The organism is Pseudoalteromonas sp. MER144-MNA-CIBAN-0113 (assembly GCF_040308965.1).
In the GTDB taxonomy this organism is placed as follows: Bacteria; Pseudomonadota; Gammaproteobacteria; order Enterobacterales; family Alteromonadaceae; genus Pseudoalteromonas; species Pseudoalteromonas tetraodonis.
On sequence record NZ_JBEOOG010000048.1, the window covers coordinates 1 to 17,484 of the forward strand.

14 protein-coding genes and 2 pseudogenes are annotated in these 17,484 nt (G+C 36.5%); all 16 read right to left on the reverse strand.

Annotated features, from left to right (window positions below; genetic code table 11):
* Positions 1-360 precede the first annotated feature (360 nt).
* A complete protein-coding gene (locus tag AAEY57_RS12730) occupies positions 361-1,074 on the reverse strand; it encodes a VpsP family polysaccharide biosynthesis protein (protein WP_290191487.1) in 714 nt (237 codons plus the stop codon).
* Positions 1,067-1,795, reverse strand: coding sequence for a tyrosine-protein phosphatase (locus AAEY57_RS12735; RefSeq protein ID WP_350608015.1), 729 nt, complete (start codon positions 1,793-1,795; stop codon positions 1,067-1,069). Before AAEY57_RS12735 ends, AAEY57_RS12730 begins: the two co-directional genes overlap by 8 nt.
* A gap of 11 nt (positions 1,796-1,806) precedes the next feature.
* Positions 1,807-4,014, reverse strand: coding sequence for a GumC family protein (locus AAEY57_RS12740; RefSeq protein ID WP_350608016.1), 2,208 nt, complete (start codon positions 4,012-4,014; stop codon positions 1,807-1,809).
* Between the two features lie 24 nt (positions 4,015-4,038).
* The gene (locus AAEY57_RS12745; protein ID WP_109874797.1) at positions 4,039-4,560 is read right to left on the reverse strand and encodes a polysaccharide biosynthesis/export family protein; all 522 of its coding nucleotides are present in this window, start codon (positions 4,558-4,560) and stop codon (positions 4,039-4,041) included.
* The gene (locus AAEY57_RS12750) at positions 4,557-5,771 is read right to left on the reverse strand and encodes an outer membrane beta-barrel protein (protein ID WP_350608017.1); all 1,215 of its coding nucleotides are present in this window, start codon (positions 5,769-5,771) and stop codon (positions 4,557-4,559) included. Before AAEY57_RS12750 ends, AAEY57_RS12745 begins: the two co-directional genes overlap by 4 nt.
* Positions 5,755-7,158: an undecaprenyl-phosphate glucose phosphotransferase gene (locus AAEY57_RS12755; RefSeq protein ID WP_350608018.1), complete on the reverse strand. Its 1,404-nt coding sequence runs from the start codon at positions 7,156-7,158 to the stop codon at positions 5,755-5,757. Before AAEY57_RS12755 ends, AAEY57_RS12750 begins: the two co-directional genes overlap by 17 nt.
* Positions 7,159-7,348: 190 nt before the next feature.
* Positions 7,349-7,747 (reverse strand): 3-phosphoshikimate 1-carboxyvinyltransferase, encoded by a 399-nt coding sequence (locus tag AAEY57_RS12760; RefSeq protein WP_350608019.1) that lies wholly within the window; start codon positions 7,745-7,747, stop codon positions 7,349-7,351.
* A gap of 108 nt (positions 7,748-7,855) precedes the next feature.
* Positions 7,856-10,048 carry a choice-of-anchor A family protein gene (locus AAEY57_RS12765; RefSeq protein WP_350608020.1) on the reverse strand — a complete coding sequence of 731 codons (2,193 nt, stop codon included), beginning with the start codon at positions 10,046-10,048 and terminating at the stop codon, positions 7,856-7,858.
* 536 nt (positions 10,049-10,584) lie between these two features.
* Positions 10,585-12,000, reverse strand: coding sequence for a phosphomannomutase (locus AAEY57_RS12770; RefSeq protein ID WP_350608021.1), 1,416 nt, complete (start codon positions 11,998-12,000; stop codon positions 10,585-10,587).
* A 39-nt stretch (positions 12,001-12,039) separates the two neighbouring features.
* Positions 12,040-13,446 carry a mannose-1-phosphate guanylyltransferase/mannose-6-phosphate isomerase gene (locus AAEY57_RS12775; RefSeq protein WP_350608022.1) on the reverse strand — a complete coding sequence of 469 codons (1,407 nt, stop codon included), beginning with the start codon at positions 13,444-13,446 and terminating at the stop codon, positions 12,040-12,042.
* 17 nt (positions 13,447-13,463) lie between these two features.
* Positions 13,464-14,900, reverse strand: coding sequence for an oligosaccharide flippase family protein (locus AAEY57_RS12780; RefSeq protein ID WP_350608023.1), 1,437 nt, complete (start codon positions 14,898-14,900; stop codon positions 13,464-13,466).
* Positions 14,897-16,048, reverse strand: a complete 1,152-nt coding sequence (locus tag AAEY57_RS12785) for a polysaccharide pyruvyl transferase family protein (RefSeq protein ID WP_036956288.1) — start codon at positions 16,046-16,048, stop codon at positions 14,897-14,899. The genes AAEY57_RS12780 and AAEY57_RS12785 overlap by 4 nt, the downstream gene beginning before the upstream one ends.
* Positions 16,048-16,551, reverse strand: a complete 504-nt coding sequence (locus AAEY57_RS12790; RefSeq protein WP_075169361.1) for a glycosyltransferase — start codon at positions 16,549-16,551, stop codon at positions 16,048-16,050. The genes AAEY57_RS12785 and AAEY57_RS12790 overlap by 1 nt, the downstream gene beginning before the upstream one ends.
* Positions 16,505-16,984 carry a hypothetical protein gene (locus tag AAEY57_RS12795; RefSeq protein WP_350608024.1) on the reverse strand — a complete coding sequence of 160 codons (480 nt, stop codon included), beginning with the start codon at positions 16,982-16,984 and terminating at the stop codon, positions 16,505-16,507. Before AAEY57_RS12795 ends, AAEY57_RS12790 begins: the two co-directional genes overlap by 47 nt.
* 14 nt (positions 16,985-16,998) lie before the next feature.
* Positions 16,999-17,157: pseudogene (locus AAEY57_RS21425) on the reverse strand (DapH/DapD/GlmU-related protein); the annotation flags it as partial.
* Positions 17,158-17,244: 87 nt separating this feature from the next.
* Positions 17,245-17,367 (reverse strand): annotated as a pseudogene (locus AAEY57_RS21430) (hypothetical protein); the annotation flags it as partial.
* Between the last annotated feature and the right edge of the window lie 117 nt (positions 17,368-17,484).

Consider the following 17,484-nt stretch of genomic DNA (forward strand, 5'->3'; position numbering starts at 1 on the left):
TTCTTGTGTAAATTGACGTCTCATTTTATTTGCCTCTGCTAAATGTTAGAGGCGACAACTATCCTGACACAGGGGGGATCCGACAACCGGACCTGTGCTTTACAATAAGCTCTTAAAAATTTATTTACCACAGAGGATAGGAGAAAACAGAGGAAGTAATTACAGACAAAGATTAAAGAACTGTTGTTAGTTATTAGATTTCCAAAATTGAAGCTTTTTCTCTGTGCAGCGCGAAGCGCCTCGGTGCTCTCTGTGGTTCAAAAAAGGTTAAAGTTCAGAGTAGACGAGCTGCGAGGTTCAAGGCCCGTTACCCGAAACCCGTTACTCGTTGCTCGTTGCTCGTTGCTCGAAGAGGGTATTTTAACCACAGTATTTATTAAACATCCAACTGCCTCTGATAGCCTCATAATGAGAACCAAATTGCAGCGATAAACACACTATTGGCAAACGATTCATTTGCTCAGCCATACTAAACACATCATAAAATTTATAACCATATTTAGAAGCTAATTTAAGCTCATTCACATAAAGGGCTTTGTAGGTAGGTGGTAGTTCACTCCAGTGCATTAACGCAATTTGAATAATGCCTAAATGAATATCTAACTTATATGGGCCTACTTTTTTGGCTTGCTGAATATAATTGTATACCCGCTCTGTTGGCCCCTCTTGATAACTTACAACCTGCGCTAAGCTCATCCAAGTTTGTGCCCAAGTTTGTCTAAGCTCAACCGACTTTAATAACGCCTGCTCAGCTTGTTGATATGTTTGCTTAACTTGTTCGGCTTGATCACTTGATGTGGTATCAACACCACTGAGGCTTAGTAATTTTATATGGGCTAAAAAATGCCAATAATGAGGATGCTCAGGATCCATATTAGTAGCCAATGTAATTGCATTTTCTGCCGCCTGAAGCGATGAGCCAGATAAAGCACCATCCGACTCTTGCACAATATTAAGTGCATTAAAGTACCACGCATTTGCACGCATACTTTGCATGCTGGTATAAGCGATAACAAGTACTATCATGGCTAATATAGCAGCAGGAACTACCTTGAACATGTTTAATTTAGTCATTAAATAAGCACTCGGTTAGCTGCAGCGGGTTAGTTATAAAAAGCATTGTGGCCTGCTCTTCACCTATTAACTGCGCTACTGTTTTTCTAGCTTGGCTCAATATAGGAGGTCGGCGCTTTACTGAATGAGCATCAGAGGCAACATAGTTCACTAAACCATCTTTTAGCATTTGCAAAGATATCGCTTGAGCGCTTTCGCCCCACTCACCTTCAATACTCGATGCCGTTAGCTGAAAATCGCAACCTAATTGGTTCAAGTGTTGAATATAATAAAGATTTGACTGAATATCGCGATTACGCTCTGGGTGCGGAATAATAACGCGTATATTTTGTTTAGCGAGCCACTGAATAAACTTATCGTAACCTTGCGGCATGTGTGAATGCGGTAACTCTAATAACAACACGCTTTTGTCTACTATTTTACCAATAAAAGGCAGTTTATTAGCCATCACCATTGCCATAAGCTCTATGTCCAAACGTACTTCAGCAGCGGCAGCCAACTTTACATTAATACCTTCTTTTTTTGCCTCTCGCTTTAAACTCTCTAAATCGTTTTTTATTTGAGCCGTCGCATTATTAAAGCGCCCCACATGTATATGTGGCGTTGCCACCATATGAGTAATACCATCGCTTTCGGCCAATTTCAAAAGCGCCAAAGATTCAGTTAAATCTTTAGCGCCATCATCAATACCCGGCAAAATATGCGTATGAATATCAATCATAAATTACTTAATTACACTTGAGGCTTTTCTGGTTGCTGTGAGTAATCGTAATAATCATAGTAACCATGGCTATGCTCATCTTTAGATTTACTCATATCTACCTTGTTTAGTACCACACCAGCAACGTGAGCTTTTACTTCAAATAAACGTTCAAGGCCGGCTGTAATAGGTTTAATACGGGTAATATCTGATTTAACAACATAAACTACCGAATCTACACTTTGCGCAATTACCAATGCATCACTTACCGCTTGTGTAGGCGGTGTATCCACAATAATATGATCGTACTGCGCTTTTAACTCGCCAAATAATTCGGCAAAACGTGGGTTTGATAAAAGCTCAAGTGGATTAGACGGTATTTGCCCGCTTGGCATAATAGTGACACCCGATTGAGTATCAAGGTGCACACAATCAGCTAATTGATCTGTACCAATCATTAAATTACTTAAACCTGGGTGAAATACCGGTATATCAAAACGTTTAGCTAACGTTGGTTTACGTAAATCGGCATCTATCAGTAATACCTTGCCCATTTGTGCCAACGACATCGCTAAATTAGCAGAGGTGGTGGTTTTACCCTCTCCTGGGGAGGTAGAGGTAACCGCAATAACCTGATGCGCACGGTCAAGATGAGTTAACAATAAACTAGTACGGAAGGTACGTACCGACTCAGCAAAACGGCGATAGGTATCTTCTAAATAAGCATGAATCGGAAAATAGCTCTTTTTAGGAACTGCAACGTGAGGCAACAAACCAAGCATACGCTGCGCGAGTTTATTTTCTACATCATTTTTATTTTTAACTGTATCGTTTAAGGCATCAAAAACAAAGGTCATTACTACCGCAAAGCCTAAACTAGCCGCAAAAGCTAAAATAACAATTAACTTTTTGTTAGGCTTGCTCGGTTCATTTGGTGCAAAAGCACGGTCTGTAAAACGCGCTGCTGCAGAGCTAAAATCACTGGTTACTTCGGTTTCTTTAGAGCGTGATAAAAAGGTATTAAAAATATTACGATTTGTCTCAACTTCACGCTTTAACTGATTATATTGGGTTTCTTTGCGGGTAATATCTTGATATTCAGCACGAATTTTAGCTAAGTCGCGTTCAAGCGCATTTACAGTGCGTGTGGTTCTGTTAAGCTCTTTTTCAATACCCGTAATTAACCCTTTTATTTGCTTGTTAAGGTTAGTTTTAACTGTAGCAAGCTCAGCTTTAGCTGAAATCATTTTAGGATGTTTAGGGCCGTAAACCTCACTAAGCTCACTCACCTTACGCTCAACCAATACTACTTCGCGTTTAACATCTTGTACTACACGGTGCGAAGTAATTTCAGGCATGCTTCCAAGTAACTCTATGTTATCGTTACCATATTCGTTAATAACACGGTTAATGCTTTCTAGGTTATTTTTAGTCGCTCGCGCATCTACTAGCTGTTTTGAGGTTTGCTCAAGCTCTTGGGTAACCAAACCTGCAATACCTTCTATATCAACCAATTTTTGTTCTTCTCGGTAAGCTTGTAAACGCACTTCAGAGCTATCTAGTTGTATACGTAATTCAGATAAACGCGTGTTTAACCAGCTCGATGCCTGCTGAGTAATGCCCATTTTGGCGCGCATTTGACTTTCTATGTAAACTTCACCAACGGTATTAGCCACTAAAGCTGCAAGCTTAGGGTCGCTCGACTCAAAACTTACTTGCACTAATTGGGTATTACGAATTGGAGACACCGTTAAACGAGACTTAAACGCAGCAAGTAAGCCCAGCATCTCACGTTCGGCTTGCTCCTCAACTGTAAGAACAGAGCTTTCTTTTTTATTTAAAAAAGGCAGTAATTGCTTAACCATACCTTTTAGCTCACCAGTGAGTGAAGGCTTAGCAATAAAGTCGGAATGATCTTTTAAGTTGAGTTTAGTAATTACCTCACGAGCAATACTGTTTGACTTAATCACTTCAAACTGAGTTAAGTAATATTCTTTTTTAGTAGAATCTAAGCCATATATTTCGTCAAAACTCACCGCCTTGGTTTGCTCCGACTCAATCAATAAAGTGGCTGTGGCTACATACTTAGGCACTAACGTTAAAGCAACCATTATAGTGAGCAATGTAACTACAATAGCAAAACCTAAAATCTTCCATTTGCTTTGCTTAATAACATTAAGGTAAGCACTTAAATCAATAACTTCCTCGTTGTTGCTAGGTTTTTCAGAGTGTGAATTCATTTTTTAATTACTGCCTTAAACTGCTTAAAACAAGCGCTGTTCTATTTTTATGGTGTCACCCGCTGCAATTTGGCTGTTTAAACTACCTTTTTGTTGCTGCTGTTTGGTTTGCTCTTTAAAAATAAATATTTTATCAACTGAGGCACGCTCGGTTAACCCACCGGCCAATGCTATTGCTTGATTTACTGTCATAGCAGGTTGGTAAGGATATGCACCTGGTTCTTTAACTTCACCATGAATATAAAAAGGTCGATACTCTACTACCTGCGCATATACATTAGGGTTAACTAAATAGTCAGGCTGTAAGCCTTCGCTTATTGTTTGCTCAACTTGCGAAACGCTTAAACCAACTAGTTTAACCTTACCTAAAAATGGGTAGTTTATCTCACCGCTATTACCAAGCAATGAGGTTACATCTAAATCGGGCTGGCCAAATACTTTAATTTCTATTTTGTCACCTGCACCTAAAATGTAGTTTTGCGAATCGTTCGCAAAACTACAAAAGCTCAGTAATAATATTAAGCCCGTTAAAATTTTAACCTTCATTCATTTCCCTTTAATGCAAATGTAAAGTTAAGGCCAACAATTACGCGGTCAAATTCAATATTAGTCTGGGTAGAATTGCGATCAATAAAATCAACATAACCGGTTACCATACCAAAGTTACTGGCTAAGTAATTTAAACCTAGTCGAGCATTTTTAACTTTATCTTTACGGTTTAAGTTACCTGAATATTCTTGGTCAACATAATTAGCACTTACTACCGAGCTTAAAAAATCGCTCCAATCATGCTGCCACGTTGCACCATAAACACTTTCGCGAATGTAATCGCCTTCTAGTAATGGGTCTTTAGCGGCACGGCTAGTAACCAACTGTAGTGATGAATAAGTAAGAGGTTTCCAAACTGCAGCAGCTTCCCAACTTAAACCACTAAAGTTATCGCGCAGGTTTGACTCAAAATCTTTATTTTGATAACCCACTTTAAACGAGCCAGTAGTAACGGCTGTGGCTTCCCACTCCATACCCAATAATACTTTTACGTCGTCTGAGTCACGTGAAATACCGTTTGAATCGATAACGTCGTATTGGTAGTTTTCTTGCTTAACTTCTAAAAAGGCACGCGTACCAGCTTGGGTATTATAATAACCTGTAATACCTAGCATAGGCTTGTCGTAATCACGGTACTGAGATACTGCAGTAAAGTTCTGATAATTTTTGTTATAATAACCTGCTGTAAAAGCAACCTGAGCTTTAGAGCTTTCTGCACCATATTCGTAACGAGCAGTTAGGTTTTGTTGCTGATAATTTACAAGCTCATCTAGTGCGCTGCCCTGGCCTTCAGTTAAACCCGCACCGCGTGGCTCGTATAACCAATCAGCATCGCCTGTAACATCTAAGCGGTGTTGGCTAGTAAACTCTTTATGTACGCCGGCACCCACATTAACTTGGGTAAAGTTATCGGTAGTGTCTTTATTATGAAACGACGTGCTAGATGCAATATCAAATTTATAACTGTCAGGGCCGTCTTCAATAAGCGCTTCTATACTCGGCGCTATATTCCATATTAAACGTGACTGAGTGGCAGACGGCGTCATAAAAAAGTTGTCGTTGCTGCTCACACCTAGTTGCAGCGTAGGTGTAATCTCAGCGCCGTCTTTAGTCATTACACTGCCTGGTTGTAATTCTACTGCCAAAGCTGGTGCTGATAAGCCTAAAGCAACAAGTAAAGTGGTAATTGTATTAGTACGCATTTTCACTTTTAAATCCCTTAAAAATTGTCATAAAAATTATTTTAACATCAAACCATAAAGACCAATGTTTAATGTAATGTAGGTCGTATTCAACTCGCTTGGCCATTTTATCTAAAGTATCGGTTTCGCCTCGCCAGCCGTTAATTTGTGCCCAACCGGTAATACCCGGTTTGGTTTTATGCCTAAACATATAAAACTCTACTTTTTTTCGGTATTCTTCGTTGTGGGCAACCGCATGAGGCCTTGGGCCAACAATCGACATATCGCCTTTTAAAACATTTATAAACTGCGGCAGTTCGTCAAGGCTAGTACGGCGCAAAAAGCCACCTAACGGAGTTATTCGGGCATCGTTTTTGGTTGCCTGAGTCACTACATCGCTGTTTTCGGTCACCGTCATCGAGCGAAACTTCCACACTTTTATTTTTTGCCCATCTAAGCCATAGCGGTCTTGCTTAAATATAATAGGCCCCTTAGATGTCAGCTTTATTGCGACAGCAATAGTCAATAATAATGGGGTGATTAAGGTAACAATAATAGCTGAAACAACAATATCTTCTGTTCGCTTTATAAATTCGTGAGTACCAATACATGGCGCTTCAAACACGCTTAATGTATCAACATCACCCACATGCTCAATACGTGCATGTATTAAGTTCGAGAGTAAAAAGTCAGGCACTATGTGCACATCAACGGTCGTATCACCTAACTGTAATAAAATATCGGCTATACGTTTTTGCGCTTTCATGGGGAGTGCTATATACAGTATATCTATTTCGCCATTGCGAGCTGCATCTACTGCACTTTGTATACCGCCCTCAACACCCTGCTGTTCAAGTTGTTCAAACAAACGTTCAGGGCTTCTGTCATCGTAAAAGCCTTTAAAATTAAATCCTAACTCATCGTGTTTTACAATTTCAGCATGTAAATAAGCAGCAGACTCTGTAGCACCAATAATGGCAACATTGCGTTGCGATAATCCTAACTTACGGCGACTACGTTTATACCAATAAACCCCTAAGCGCCAAATATATAAATACGCCACACTTAGTAAAAACCAAATAACCACACCAACACGAGAAAGTGACTCGGTAAACTTAAATACAAAAGACACAACTAATAAAAACGCAAAAGCAATAAGCACACTACCCCATGCACACATTACCATTGTTCTAAATTTCCCTGCACGCCAAGAGCGATAAGTAGAAAACAGCTCAGCGCTGTATAAAAAACTAAGTGCAACGGTTAGTGCAGAAACAGCATATATAGGAGTGAGTTTAAAATCATAAAGAAGAGCTGCGCACTGAAAAGCTAAAAATAACGCAAATATATCAAATAATCGGTAAAAGTTGGCATCAGAGGAACCTGAAGGTTTAAAAGTCCTTGGAGATGTCATTTTGCTTAATTCCTTATAGCTAATTCAGTATGAGTAAAGCCCCACAAAATCCACGGGGATGATATAGTATTAGCCAATTTTGTTCAATTACTGATTCCGACAAAAGTACTAAAATTCATGTTTAAATCTTTTTGCTAACTCTTACTTTGTTCATTAAGTATCAAAAAGAATACTCACATTTTATTTAAGTTTAATTAAATAACCCCTTAAACCAACTCCAAACACCAAACGAATATCCTTCAAAAATATCAATTCCCAATGCTGACTTAATCAAATATAAAACCAGCAATGTAAGTAAAATAGTAAACGTGACTGCCAAGCTTAAAAATACTGCTTGAGTAAACCTTGCTATTTTTTGCTCTTTAGCACTGAGCGCTCGCCTATTTCGCCCTGCTAAAAAAACATAGTAATAACGGTATTTAAAAAACTTAACTACGCCTCTGCAATCAACAGTATGGTTACCCCACTGCCTAGCGCCAATGGCTATTTTTAAATGCGCTAACTGTTCATCGGTAAAGGTAGATTGAATGTTTTTAGGCATTCGCTCTAATAAACTTCTAATAGCTGGATCTTGCTGTAAGTTCGACAAAAAAACCTCAAATTCAACGTGATTATTAATTGCCAATTATTTTAAACAACTATTTAATAATAAAAAGCCAATTAAAAGTTAATTGGCTTTCATTTGCTAAAAGTACTTTTATTTAAGTGTACTAGAGCGGTAAGTATTGTTATTTAACCAACTTGGTAATTCTACAGTTGGTACTTTACCATCTTGACCAATATTTGTTTGATGAAACGAATGTTGATTCCAAATGCGGGTTGCATTTTTCCATGGCAGACTACCTTCAACTGATCCGTAAACCGTTACACCATTATTTATACTGTAATCGGCCTTAGAATTGTTAGAGGTAACAATAAGTTCAGCATCATTATCACCAGCAAGATCAACTACTAAAGGATACTCCCATAACGCTAAGGTAGAATTAGCAGCAGAAGCTAGTAATTTACCATCCAACCCATTTAGTACTTTAACAATTAGGCGCTCTTGAACGATAACTTCATCAATACCATCGCCGTTAAAATCGAAAGCAGTTACACCTAATCGATTACTTCCATCTAATTTTGGAACAGACCAAATAAGCTGTCCATCCTTATTGTACATATCAAAAGCTTTACTTCCAGAATGTACAATGCCTACTTCATTAGCACCGAGGAAGTTAGAAACGGCTTGAGCCCCGCCTCCAGGGTTGGTGGTATTATTAATTTGCCATTTCACATTACCATCGTGTTCAAGTACCGCAAGTACGCTGTCACCAATTGGATTGCTAATAACAATTTCTGGATTTAAATCGTCATCTAAATTTGCAACTGCACTAAACAACATATTCCCTGGTGCACTAAATTGCCATAATTTAACGCCATCAGCGTCGTATAAGCCCCCACCTGTAAGGATCTCTTGGTTACCGTTACCATTAGAATCGAAGCTTGTAGATGAAAGAGCTTTATCATTAGTTAAAAACATAAAACCAGTTTCATAGCTAAACACATTATTCCCAGCTATGATTTCAATAACACCATCATTATTTATGTCAGTCAGCGTAATCTCACCACTTGGCTTTCCTACTTTTATAAACTCTTTTTTAACTTCACCGAGGTGATTAATTACCTGTAAAACGTCTGACGTTTGATCATTTGTAATTATCTCTACAAAACCATCACCATCTAAATCTGCTGCGGCTAGAGAATGACGAGTATCGCTAAATACGCCACCGTTTTCATAATTCCATAATTCAGTACCATCAACCCCACTTAAAGCACGAACTAAACCCGTCTTATAAAAGAGGTTGTCTTTATAAGTAGTAACCACAATATCTGAAACATCACTGTTATCGATTAGACCATCTCCATTATCGTCATTAAGCTGGACAACAATAGGTGTAGAAATAACTTGATTATATTCCGGTAAAAAATCACTTGAATTCCAATGCCACTTTTCTTCTAAAGCGAAAGGCTTAATTGGTTGAGCTACTGATGGTAATTCACCATCAAACTCGCCACCTAATAGTGCCATTGAGCCATAAAAGCTTTGACCAATAATAGGCATTTTTGCAGTGCCGTATACACCTCTAACATCAGCATGGGGTGCTAGTATCACACCTTGCCAACGATTGCCCTTAATATCTAGTTTTTGTGCATTAGTAAAGTTGAATACTGTTTTACTTGAATGGTGGCGTAAACGTGCAAAACTCTTGCCTTTCACAACTACATTGTCATCACCTGTAATATTAAAAATTACAGTGGCATCAGCAGGGATATCCCACACTTTAAAAGTATGCGCTTTAGCAAAGTCACGTGCATCTAAATTAAATACTTGTCTATCTGAACTGCCATCACCTTGTAAATAAAGGCCACCCCATTTACGGTATACTGTGCCTGTTTCATCCAGTTCACTTAATTGCGTACTCAAATCTTTGTAGTATTGCTCTTGTTCATCAAAATTAAATGGAAGTGCCGATTCATCTTGATTAGAAAGGATTTTAGAGCCCCACTCCATACCCCAACGAACACTCCAGTGAACATCAGTACCGCCACCAGCTACCATGCTACCTACATATTGGCGACCATATTTAAAATCGATGGTTGATTCACTAATTAGGTAATATTCTTCAGGGCTGTATGGGCGAGTGTAACCTACGCTATAACCTTTAAGGTCTATTTCACCTGCTGCAATTGCACCATCTGCACGGCCAAAATTCGATTTAAAATCATTAAAAACAAATGCAGAAAAATTATTGGCAACGCCTAAATCTGCAGCCAGTGTTGTAGAACTAGCTAAAGTAAGTGCGATCACTGCACTTAACTTTTTAAATTTTAGTATTGAATTAGTCATTTTATCCCTCGAAAATGAAAAAGTGCACTATAGGCACCAAGTTAAAGTCATTTGTTTAATGAAAGTTAATTTATTTAGTTCTTGGTGAACATTATATACACAAATAAAATCAAAAGGAACAAAAAACACTACGAAAGTACCACTTTTAATAATACAAAACAGGAACAAAAGTTAAAATCAATAACTTACGATAAAATAAAAAGCTGAAATAAACTAAAAAAACACAATTAAAATATTAAAGTACCACCACATGTTAATTAAGCGTTAACAAAATCACAATACTGTAACCCTGCTTAATCAACAGCTAGAAAACAAGTTTTTAAGACAAAATATACTGAGAGAAAAAATAAAAGCTTATTAGCGTATAAGTTAAAAACACTTAACTTAACATCTGCAAGTAGGAAATAATTTGGTAGGGGCTTAAAAGCTAAAGATTTGATTTTTATAAATCTCGCCTTAATAATCACTAATGAATAAAAAGACGAGGTTGGTAAGAAGTTACTTTACCTTATAAAAAAAGCCACTATTATAAATGCCTAAGATTTAATGTAATGTTTAATAGATGCCAATACTTTATCGGCCAATTTTTTTGCATTTAGAAAGCTATTACTCTCGGTATAACATCTTAACTCAGGTGCGTTACCCGAAGGCCTTATATGCACAACGTCCTCATTACTGAAGGTTAAACGAAGGCCATCTATATCAATAACACTAGCTATTTTTAGACCCTCTAGATTTAAAATCAATAAAAGTTTTTCTATTTCTTGCTTCCCTAAATTAATAATAGATGAGCTCAACTCTTTATCGATATTTTGTAATCTATCGCTATGGGTAAAACGATGGGGCAAAAGCTCTAACGCTGACGAAAGCTTCTGATTGCCAATAAGGCTTAATACCGCTAACACAGGCAACAATGCATCTCTTGTAGCTAAACGAGTGATTTTTGTATTTTCTATATAGATATCAGAAGCTAATAAAAACCCGCCATTAGCTTCAAAACCGGCAACACTACTGTAATCTTCTTGAAGCGCTTTAAATGCCTCAATCACGTAAGGGGAACCAATTTTAGTGCGTATTACTTTTTTAAAGAATCCACTTTTCTCAATTGAACTAGTGCAACTTACAGGAACAGAAAGTGATTGAATCCCTAAACTTTTAGCTGCTAATAAACACAAAATATCACCGGTAAAGTAATTCCCATTTTCATCGGCAAGTAAAGGACGATCCCCGTCACCGTCTGTAGAAAATATAGCATCCAGCTTATATTCTGTAGACCAAACTTTCGCTTGCTTTCTATCAGATTCGCCTACAGCCTCAGTATCTATTGGTATAAAATTATCGCTGTAACCAAGGCAAACAACCTCTGCACCTAATGCTCTGAATAATAATGGATAAAGTTCTCTCCCAGCACTTGAGTGCTGATAAACACCAATTTTTTTATTCTTAAGTAAATCATTTGAAAAAACACTCAAGTAGCGTTCTAAATATAACTCAAAAGCAACTTTACTTGGTTCTGGCAAAGTGAAAAGTGAGACATGATTAACTTGAGCTTTAACTGATAAGATATTTGTTTCGTCTGCCTTAGTAATTTCACCTGTTTTGGTGTAAAACTTTAACCCATTGCGATCAAATGGGATGTGGCTGCCTGTTACCATTATTGCCGGTACTGAATCCTCTTGAGATTTAAAAGCAAGGGCAGGCGTTGGTATAACTCCGTAAAAATCAACCTCAACACCCATTGCTCTGGCAGCACTAAAACATGCTTTAGCAATTGCAGGACTACTTGGGCGATTATCAATTGCTAATGCAATTCGTTTTACCTCGCCTTGAGTGCTTAAAAATGCCAAGGTAAAAGCAAAGCAAACTTCATTTGAAAACTGTGTTACCAATCCTCTGGCTCCTGAAGTGCCAAACTCAATGCCGCTTTGTTCAATAATAATCGAACTATCCATAGTGCCCTCTAAATATAATTACTATCAAATTACCCACTTTTATGTTCGGCCATATCTATCTTCAAAACGAACTATGTCATCTTCGCCTAAATACGAACCAGACTGCACTTCTATAAGTTCAAGGTTCACTTTACCAGGGTTTTCAAGTGCATGTACCGAAGTTATAGGGATGTATACGGACTCATTTTCTGTCAAGTATTGCTCTTTTCCGTCTAGGTGAACTTTTGCCGTACCCGAAACCACGATCCAATGCTCTGCGCGATGATGATGCATTTGAACCGACAACTTAGCACCTGGTTTAACTGTTATACGTTTTACTTGAAAGCGTTCACCGCTATCAACCGAGTCATATTTACCCCAAGGGCGATAGACTTCCCTATGAAAAGTAGCTTCGCTTCGGTGCTCATCTTTTAGCTGCTGTACTATTGCTTTAACTTTTTGTGATTCATTTTTATGTGCAACTAATACAGCGTCTTTAGTATTTATGATTACTAGGTCTTCAACGCCGACTGCTGCTATTAATTTGTCATCGCTATAAACTAATGTATTTTTTGTATTTATAGCTTTTACATCACCATTAAATGCATTGCCACTTTCATCTTGTTTTGATACTTCCCACAAAGCAGCAAAACCACCTACATCGTTCCACCCTGCATCCATAGGGACAACAACTGCATCTTTGGTATGTTCCATCACTGCATAATCAATAGACTCATCTGGACATGCTTCAAACGCAGCTTTATCAACACGAATAAAATCCATATCATCACTCTGAACTTTCATCGCACTTGAACATGCTGAATAAATATCAGGGCGGTATGTTTTTAATTCTTCTAAATAGCGACTCGCTTTAAATATAAACATGCCACTATTCCAGTAATAATTACCACTTTCTATGTACTGTTCTGCCACATCGAAACTTGGTTTTTCTACAAATTTATCAACTACAAAGCCTGTTTGGTATTGTTCACCACGTTTAATATAACCATAACCGGTTTCTGGCTTATCTCCAACAATACCAAAAGTGACTAGTTTTCCTCTCTTAGCCAACTCTGCACCATTTTTAACACTTTCCTGAAATGCTATTGGATTTTCAATAACATGATCAGCTGCAAGCACGAGTAGTAAAGCATCTTGATCATTTTCTATTGCTTTTAGAGCTGCTAAAGCAATAGCTGGAGCTGTATTACGTCCGACAGGTTCCAAGAATATACCTGAATGCTGAACATCTAGTTGACGTACCTGCTCAGCGGCAATAAAGCGATGTTCTTCATTACAGATAAGCATAGCTGGCGAATGCTCAATGCCACCTAAACGTTTGATTGTTTGTTGTAGCATTGTTGTATTTGAATCATCCAACGCTAAAAATTGTTTTGGATAATTGCCACGCGATAACGGCCATAAACGAGTACCTGAACCACCTGCCATAATTACTGGTAATATCATTATTATTCCTTTTGATATTAATTAATAAACTTTTTTCTAAATAAAAAATAAAGCACTAAAATTAAAGGGAGAGCAAAAGCCGAAAATAAAAGAACATTTAAAACGGCCTGTAAATAGTTGCTTGGAAAAACATAAGCTTGCTCAAAAAAGAAGAAATTAGTGTATGGAATTAAAATAATTAAACTTATACTTAAAAACTTAAAATCAAGCTTAGCCTTAAAAACATTGTTATGTAATACATAAAAGCATTGTAAGTAATTAATAAAAAAAGAAAGAGTTAACAAACCACAAAGAACTAAAACGTTACCTAAGTAGATACCAATTAAAATTGCTAATATATTTAGAAAAGAAGAAAAAACGCCACACTTAAACATGTCCTTTGTCGCACCAAAAGCTTGATAAATTCCACCTGTAGAACTTAAAACCATTTGCAATGGAATTGTTACAGCGAGCACTTGTAATATAGGAATAGTTTGACCCCATTGACTTCCAAAGAGGATAAATATTACATCTTTTGCATTATAAAATAATATTGTAGATGCAAATATACCCAAGAGACTTAATTTAAAGGCCACTTTGTAAAACTCGTTTTTTACAATTTCAGGTGTATCCTTATATTTGGTAAGCACTGGCTGTAATGCAGGTGTAATAGCAAAAGTGAACATTTGCAAAGGGTAGCGCATTAACTGATAAGATTTTTCATAAAACCCTACAGTTGCAACACCAAAATATCTAGCAATAAGTATGGTGTCTAAATTTCTTGAAAAATAGTTTACAACATTGAAAGCTAATTGAAACTTAGCAACACCCATTAAAGAGTTTATTGATTTTACTTTACTTCCAAGAAATGGCCTACCAACACCTGTTTCGGAGCTAAAATAATAATATGCAATAAATCTAATAATAGCGACTGTAACTATTTTAATACCTAAAGCCCTTTCTTCATAACCATTAAGATAAGTTATATAACAAGCTAATAAAGACATTAGCTCAGCAAAAATCTCAGCTCTGGCAACTAAAATAAACTTAGTATCTTTTTGTAATGAAGCAAGAGGCATAATACTAGATGCAGAAAAAACTATAGAAATTGCTAAGATGATATTTAAAAAATAATCACTATCAACTCTTAATAAAGAAAAAATAGATGGGCTCAGCAATAAATATATAATAGTGACGAATATACCGACTAATAATGTGGCACTAAATATTCCATCTCGCTCACTAACCGAGATTTCATCTTTATAAACTATCGCAGAGTTTAGACCAGATGATGAAAGCATCTGAAAAAACATGACAAAAACTTGAATAGCTGCAACTTTACCAAACGTCGCGGGATCGAATAACCTGCTTAAAATCATAAGCGATATAATTTGAATTAAGTAAGTTGCATACTTTCCAGATAAGCTACTTAATATTGCACGATTCAACTTCTGAGTAACACTAATCTCGATCATAATTTGAAAAATTCTTTATAACTAAGAACTACCTTTTCAAAATCATAATTTAAAGAATAATTAATCTTTTTACTTATAAAGTCTTTTTTCGAAAGAGCCACAGCTAAGCTTTCGAATACATATTCTTCTGCGTTAATATACTTAAAAAAAGAATTAACCTTGTTATCCCAGCCTATAGCAAAACAAGGAATGGAAAAACTTGTTGCTATGATATTTGCATGAAGTCTAAAGGCAATAAGTCCTTTTGTATTTCTTATAATATTTACAAGTTCAACAGTTGTACGAGGCCTTTCGGCAACCTCAAAGTCTAATAACTCTGAATCTAATATCGGTAATAGTTCAGAATGAAGATACCTTTCATCTTCTGTTGCACCATTTGTAAATAAAGTTGCTCTGAACCCAAGATTATTTATCATCTTAATTATCTCTAAATAGTGAAGACTTTTGTTATTCTCCCTTAAGCTCAATTTATCTGCGGAGTAATTCAGCGCATTCAGATCAGCAATTCCTACCCCAATAAAATTTTTATCGTCTTTTCTTTGCTTACTTTCAGTATATTCTTTTACATACAAAGACATTAATGCAGGGTCAGGTAATATAATACTATCTGTGTAATCAAAATACTTAGCCAAGTTTTCCTTAGATAACTCATCACGAACACTAACTAAAGATACAGTGTGTGAACGAAGCACTCTTCCCATTAGCGCCTTGCTTATCCAGTTCCATTTATTAGCAACACCAACAGAGATGATTTTTGTAGGTATATTATATCTTTCAGCAACCCTTATTAAAAAATACAACTTTATCGGAAAGTTAAGGTCTACATCACTAATTAATTGGCCTCCTCCAACACATAGGAGATCAGCATCCTTAATCCTTTTGCACAGATATTTTCTACCCTTAGTTAGGTATTTGAGAGTAAAAAAAGTTACAACAAAAAGTTGCCTAATAATCTTTGGTAATGACATAAAGAAATCAAGTTTATTTTCTTTATTTACAGATGTAGAAACTTCTGTTCTGTAAGATATGTCACAAATTGTTACTTCACAGTCAGATTCTCTGAGTAAAAAATCCTCTAAATTATCTGCAATTACACCATCACCTAAGTTGTCCGAATACGGGACTGCCGCTATAGTTACTTTCATCATTAATCTTCTAGTATTATGCTTTTTAGTTTGCTTGCTAAATTGTAATTAATTAAATCAACTTCCACTTTCTTGTGATTTTGGTATTTGGTTATAAAATCTAAAAATAGTTGGGGATTTTCTTCGTTTAACATTAAAACCAGCGGATTCAACTTTATCTCTTCAGCTATTTGTAACTGATGATCGTCAGAAAACTCATCAAATTTTTTCAACCTCGGAATTATTACTGTCGGGGTATTATATTTTAAAGAATTAAAAATACTGCCAATGCCACAATGGCTAAAAACTATATCGCAGTTCTTATACAGTGACTCAGATTGATCCCTAGAGTAAAAATCTCTCTTTTCTCTATTTCCCGTCAGCTCAATCGGATTTGTATTACCATACTGCAAATAAACATCAAAAACTTCAGATACACTTTTCAAACAGCTTTCAACTAAGTTTAACATCCGGCTAAACTCAAAGTGGCATGTTCCGGTCGTTACATATATTGAACGTTTTCCCATAATACTCTACTCCTTGATACTTGTTAGCTACGTTTTCCCATTGGCACATGATTTTAGTAGCCAACTTAAATTTATATAAAAACTTCGCCGTATTAGACAATTCAACAACTCTTGATAATGTATCCAAATAGATAAACTTGATCCCTAAGATTTTTGCTACAATAGCAAAAGGAATACAAATAGGACCTCCGGTACTAAAAATCGCCGCGGGGTTAATTTTTTTTATAATACGGTAAGCTTTAAAAATATTTTTTATATGTATTAAGGGGTTAAATTGAGTGCTATTAATAATCGTTACAGATTTAGCAGCTAACTCTGCTTCAATCTTTATTGATGTTACTAAATGGAACTCATCAAATACACTCATTACACACATAGCTTGAGTTAAATGGCCACCTGCATTAACGACTGTAAGAATTCTACTGTTTTTCATTTATAGACCTATTTTCTCATTTTAATCAGTTCAGCTGGTACACCACCAACAATACTATACGATTCAACATCTTTCGTTACGACAGAGCCTGCGGCAATGATTGCACCATTTCCTATAGTGATACCAGGGAGCACAACTACATTACGACCTAACCATACATCATTACCAATAATAACTTTTTTTTCTTTTTTATAACCTTGAAGTGACATTGGCAGTTCTATAGACTCGAACTCGTGCATACGGCTTAATATTGATACATTTGGAGCTATCATTACATCATCGCCTATTTTCACACTTTCTAAATAAACATTTTCATTAATTCTTGCGCCTTGCCCTATTTTTATTTTATTCGCTCGACCAATATATACATTTGAACCAATCATTGATTGATTACCATTTTTATCTAAAATCTTCAGAATATTATGGAGATACCAAACTCTTATATTAGAGAAGATAAATGTAAAACGTGCCGATGGGAGCTTAGAAAGTAAAATATAGTA

Bases quoted from the DNA above. Each gene is read 5' to 3' on its own strand.
- AAEY57_RS12780 (WP_350608023.1), bottom strand. From the start codon at position 14,900: ATGATCGAGATTAGTGTTACTCAGAAGTTGAATCGTGCAATATTAAGT.
- AAEY57_RS12735 (WP_350608015.1), bottom strand. From the start codon at position 1,795: ATGATTGATATTCATACGCATATTTTGCCGGGTATTGATGATGGCGCT.
- AAEY57_RS12795 (WP_350608024.1), bottom strand. From the start codon at position 16,984: ATGAAAAACAGTAGAATTCTTACAGTCGTTAATGCAGGTGGCCATTTA.
- AAEY57_RS12755 (WP_350608018.1), bottom strand. From the start codon at position 7,158: ATGACATCTCCAAGGACTTTTAAACCTTCAGGTTCCTCTGATGCCAAC.
- AAEY57_RS12740 (WP_350608016.1), bottom strand. From the start codon at position 4,014: ATGAATTCACACTCTGAAAAACCTAGCAACAACGAGGAAGTTATTGAT.
- AAEY57_RS12770 (WP_350608021.1), bottom strand. From the start codon at position 12,000: ATGGATAGTTCGATTATTATTGAACAAAGCGGCATTGAGTTTGGCACT.
- AAEY57_RS12745 (WP_109874797.1), bottom strand. From the start codon at position 4,560: ATGAAGGTTAAAATTTTAACGGGCTTAATATTATTACTGAGCTTTTGT.
- AAEY57_RS12790 (WP_075169361.1), bottom strand. From the start codon at position 16,551: ATGGGAAAACGTTCAATATATGTAACGACCGGAACATGCCACTTTGAG.
- AAEY57_RS12765 (WP_350608020.1), bottom strand. From the start codon at position 10,048: ATGACTAATTCAATACTAAAATTTAAAAAGTTAAGTGCAGTGATCGCA.
- AAEY57_RS12775 (WP_350608022.1), bottom strand. From the start codon at position 13,446: ATGATATTACCAGTAATTATGGCAGGTGGTTCAGGTACTCGTTTATGG.
- AAEY57_RS12785 (WP_036956288.1), bottom strand. From the start codon at position 16,048: ATGATGAAAGTAACTATAGCGGCAGTCCCGTATTCGGACAACTTAGGT.
- AAEY57_RS12730 (WP_290191487.1), bottom strand. From the start codon at position 1,074: ATGACTAAATTAAACATGTTCAAGGTAGTTCCTGCTGCTATATTAGCC.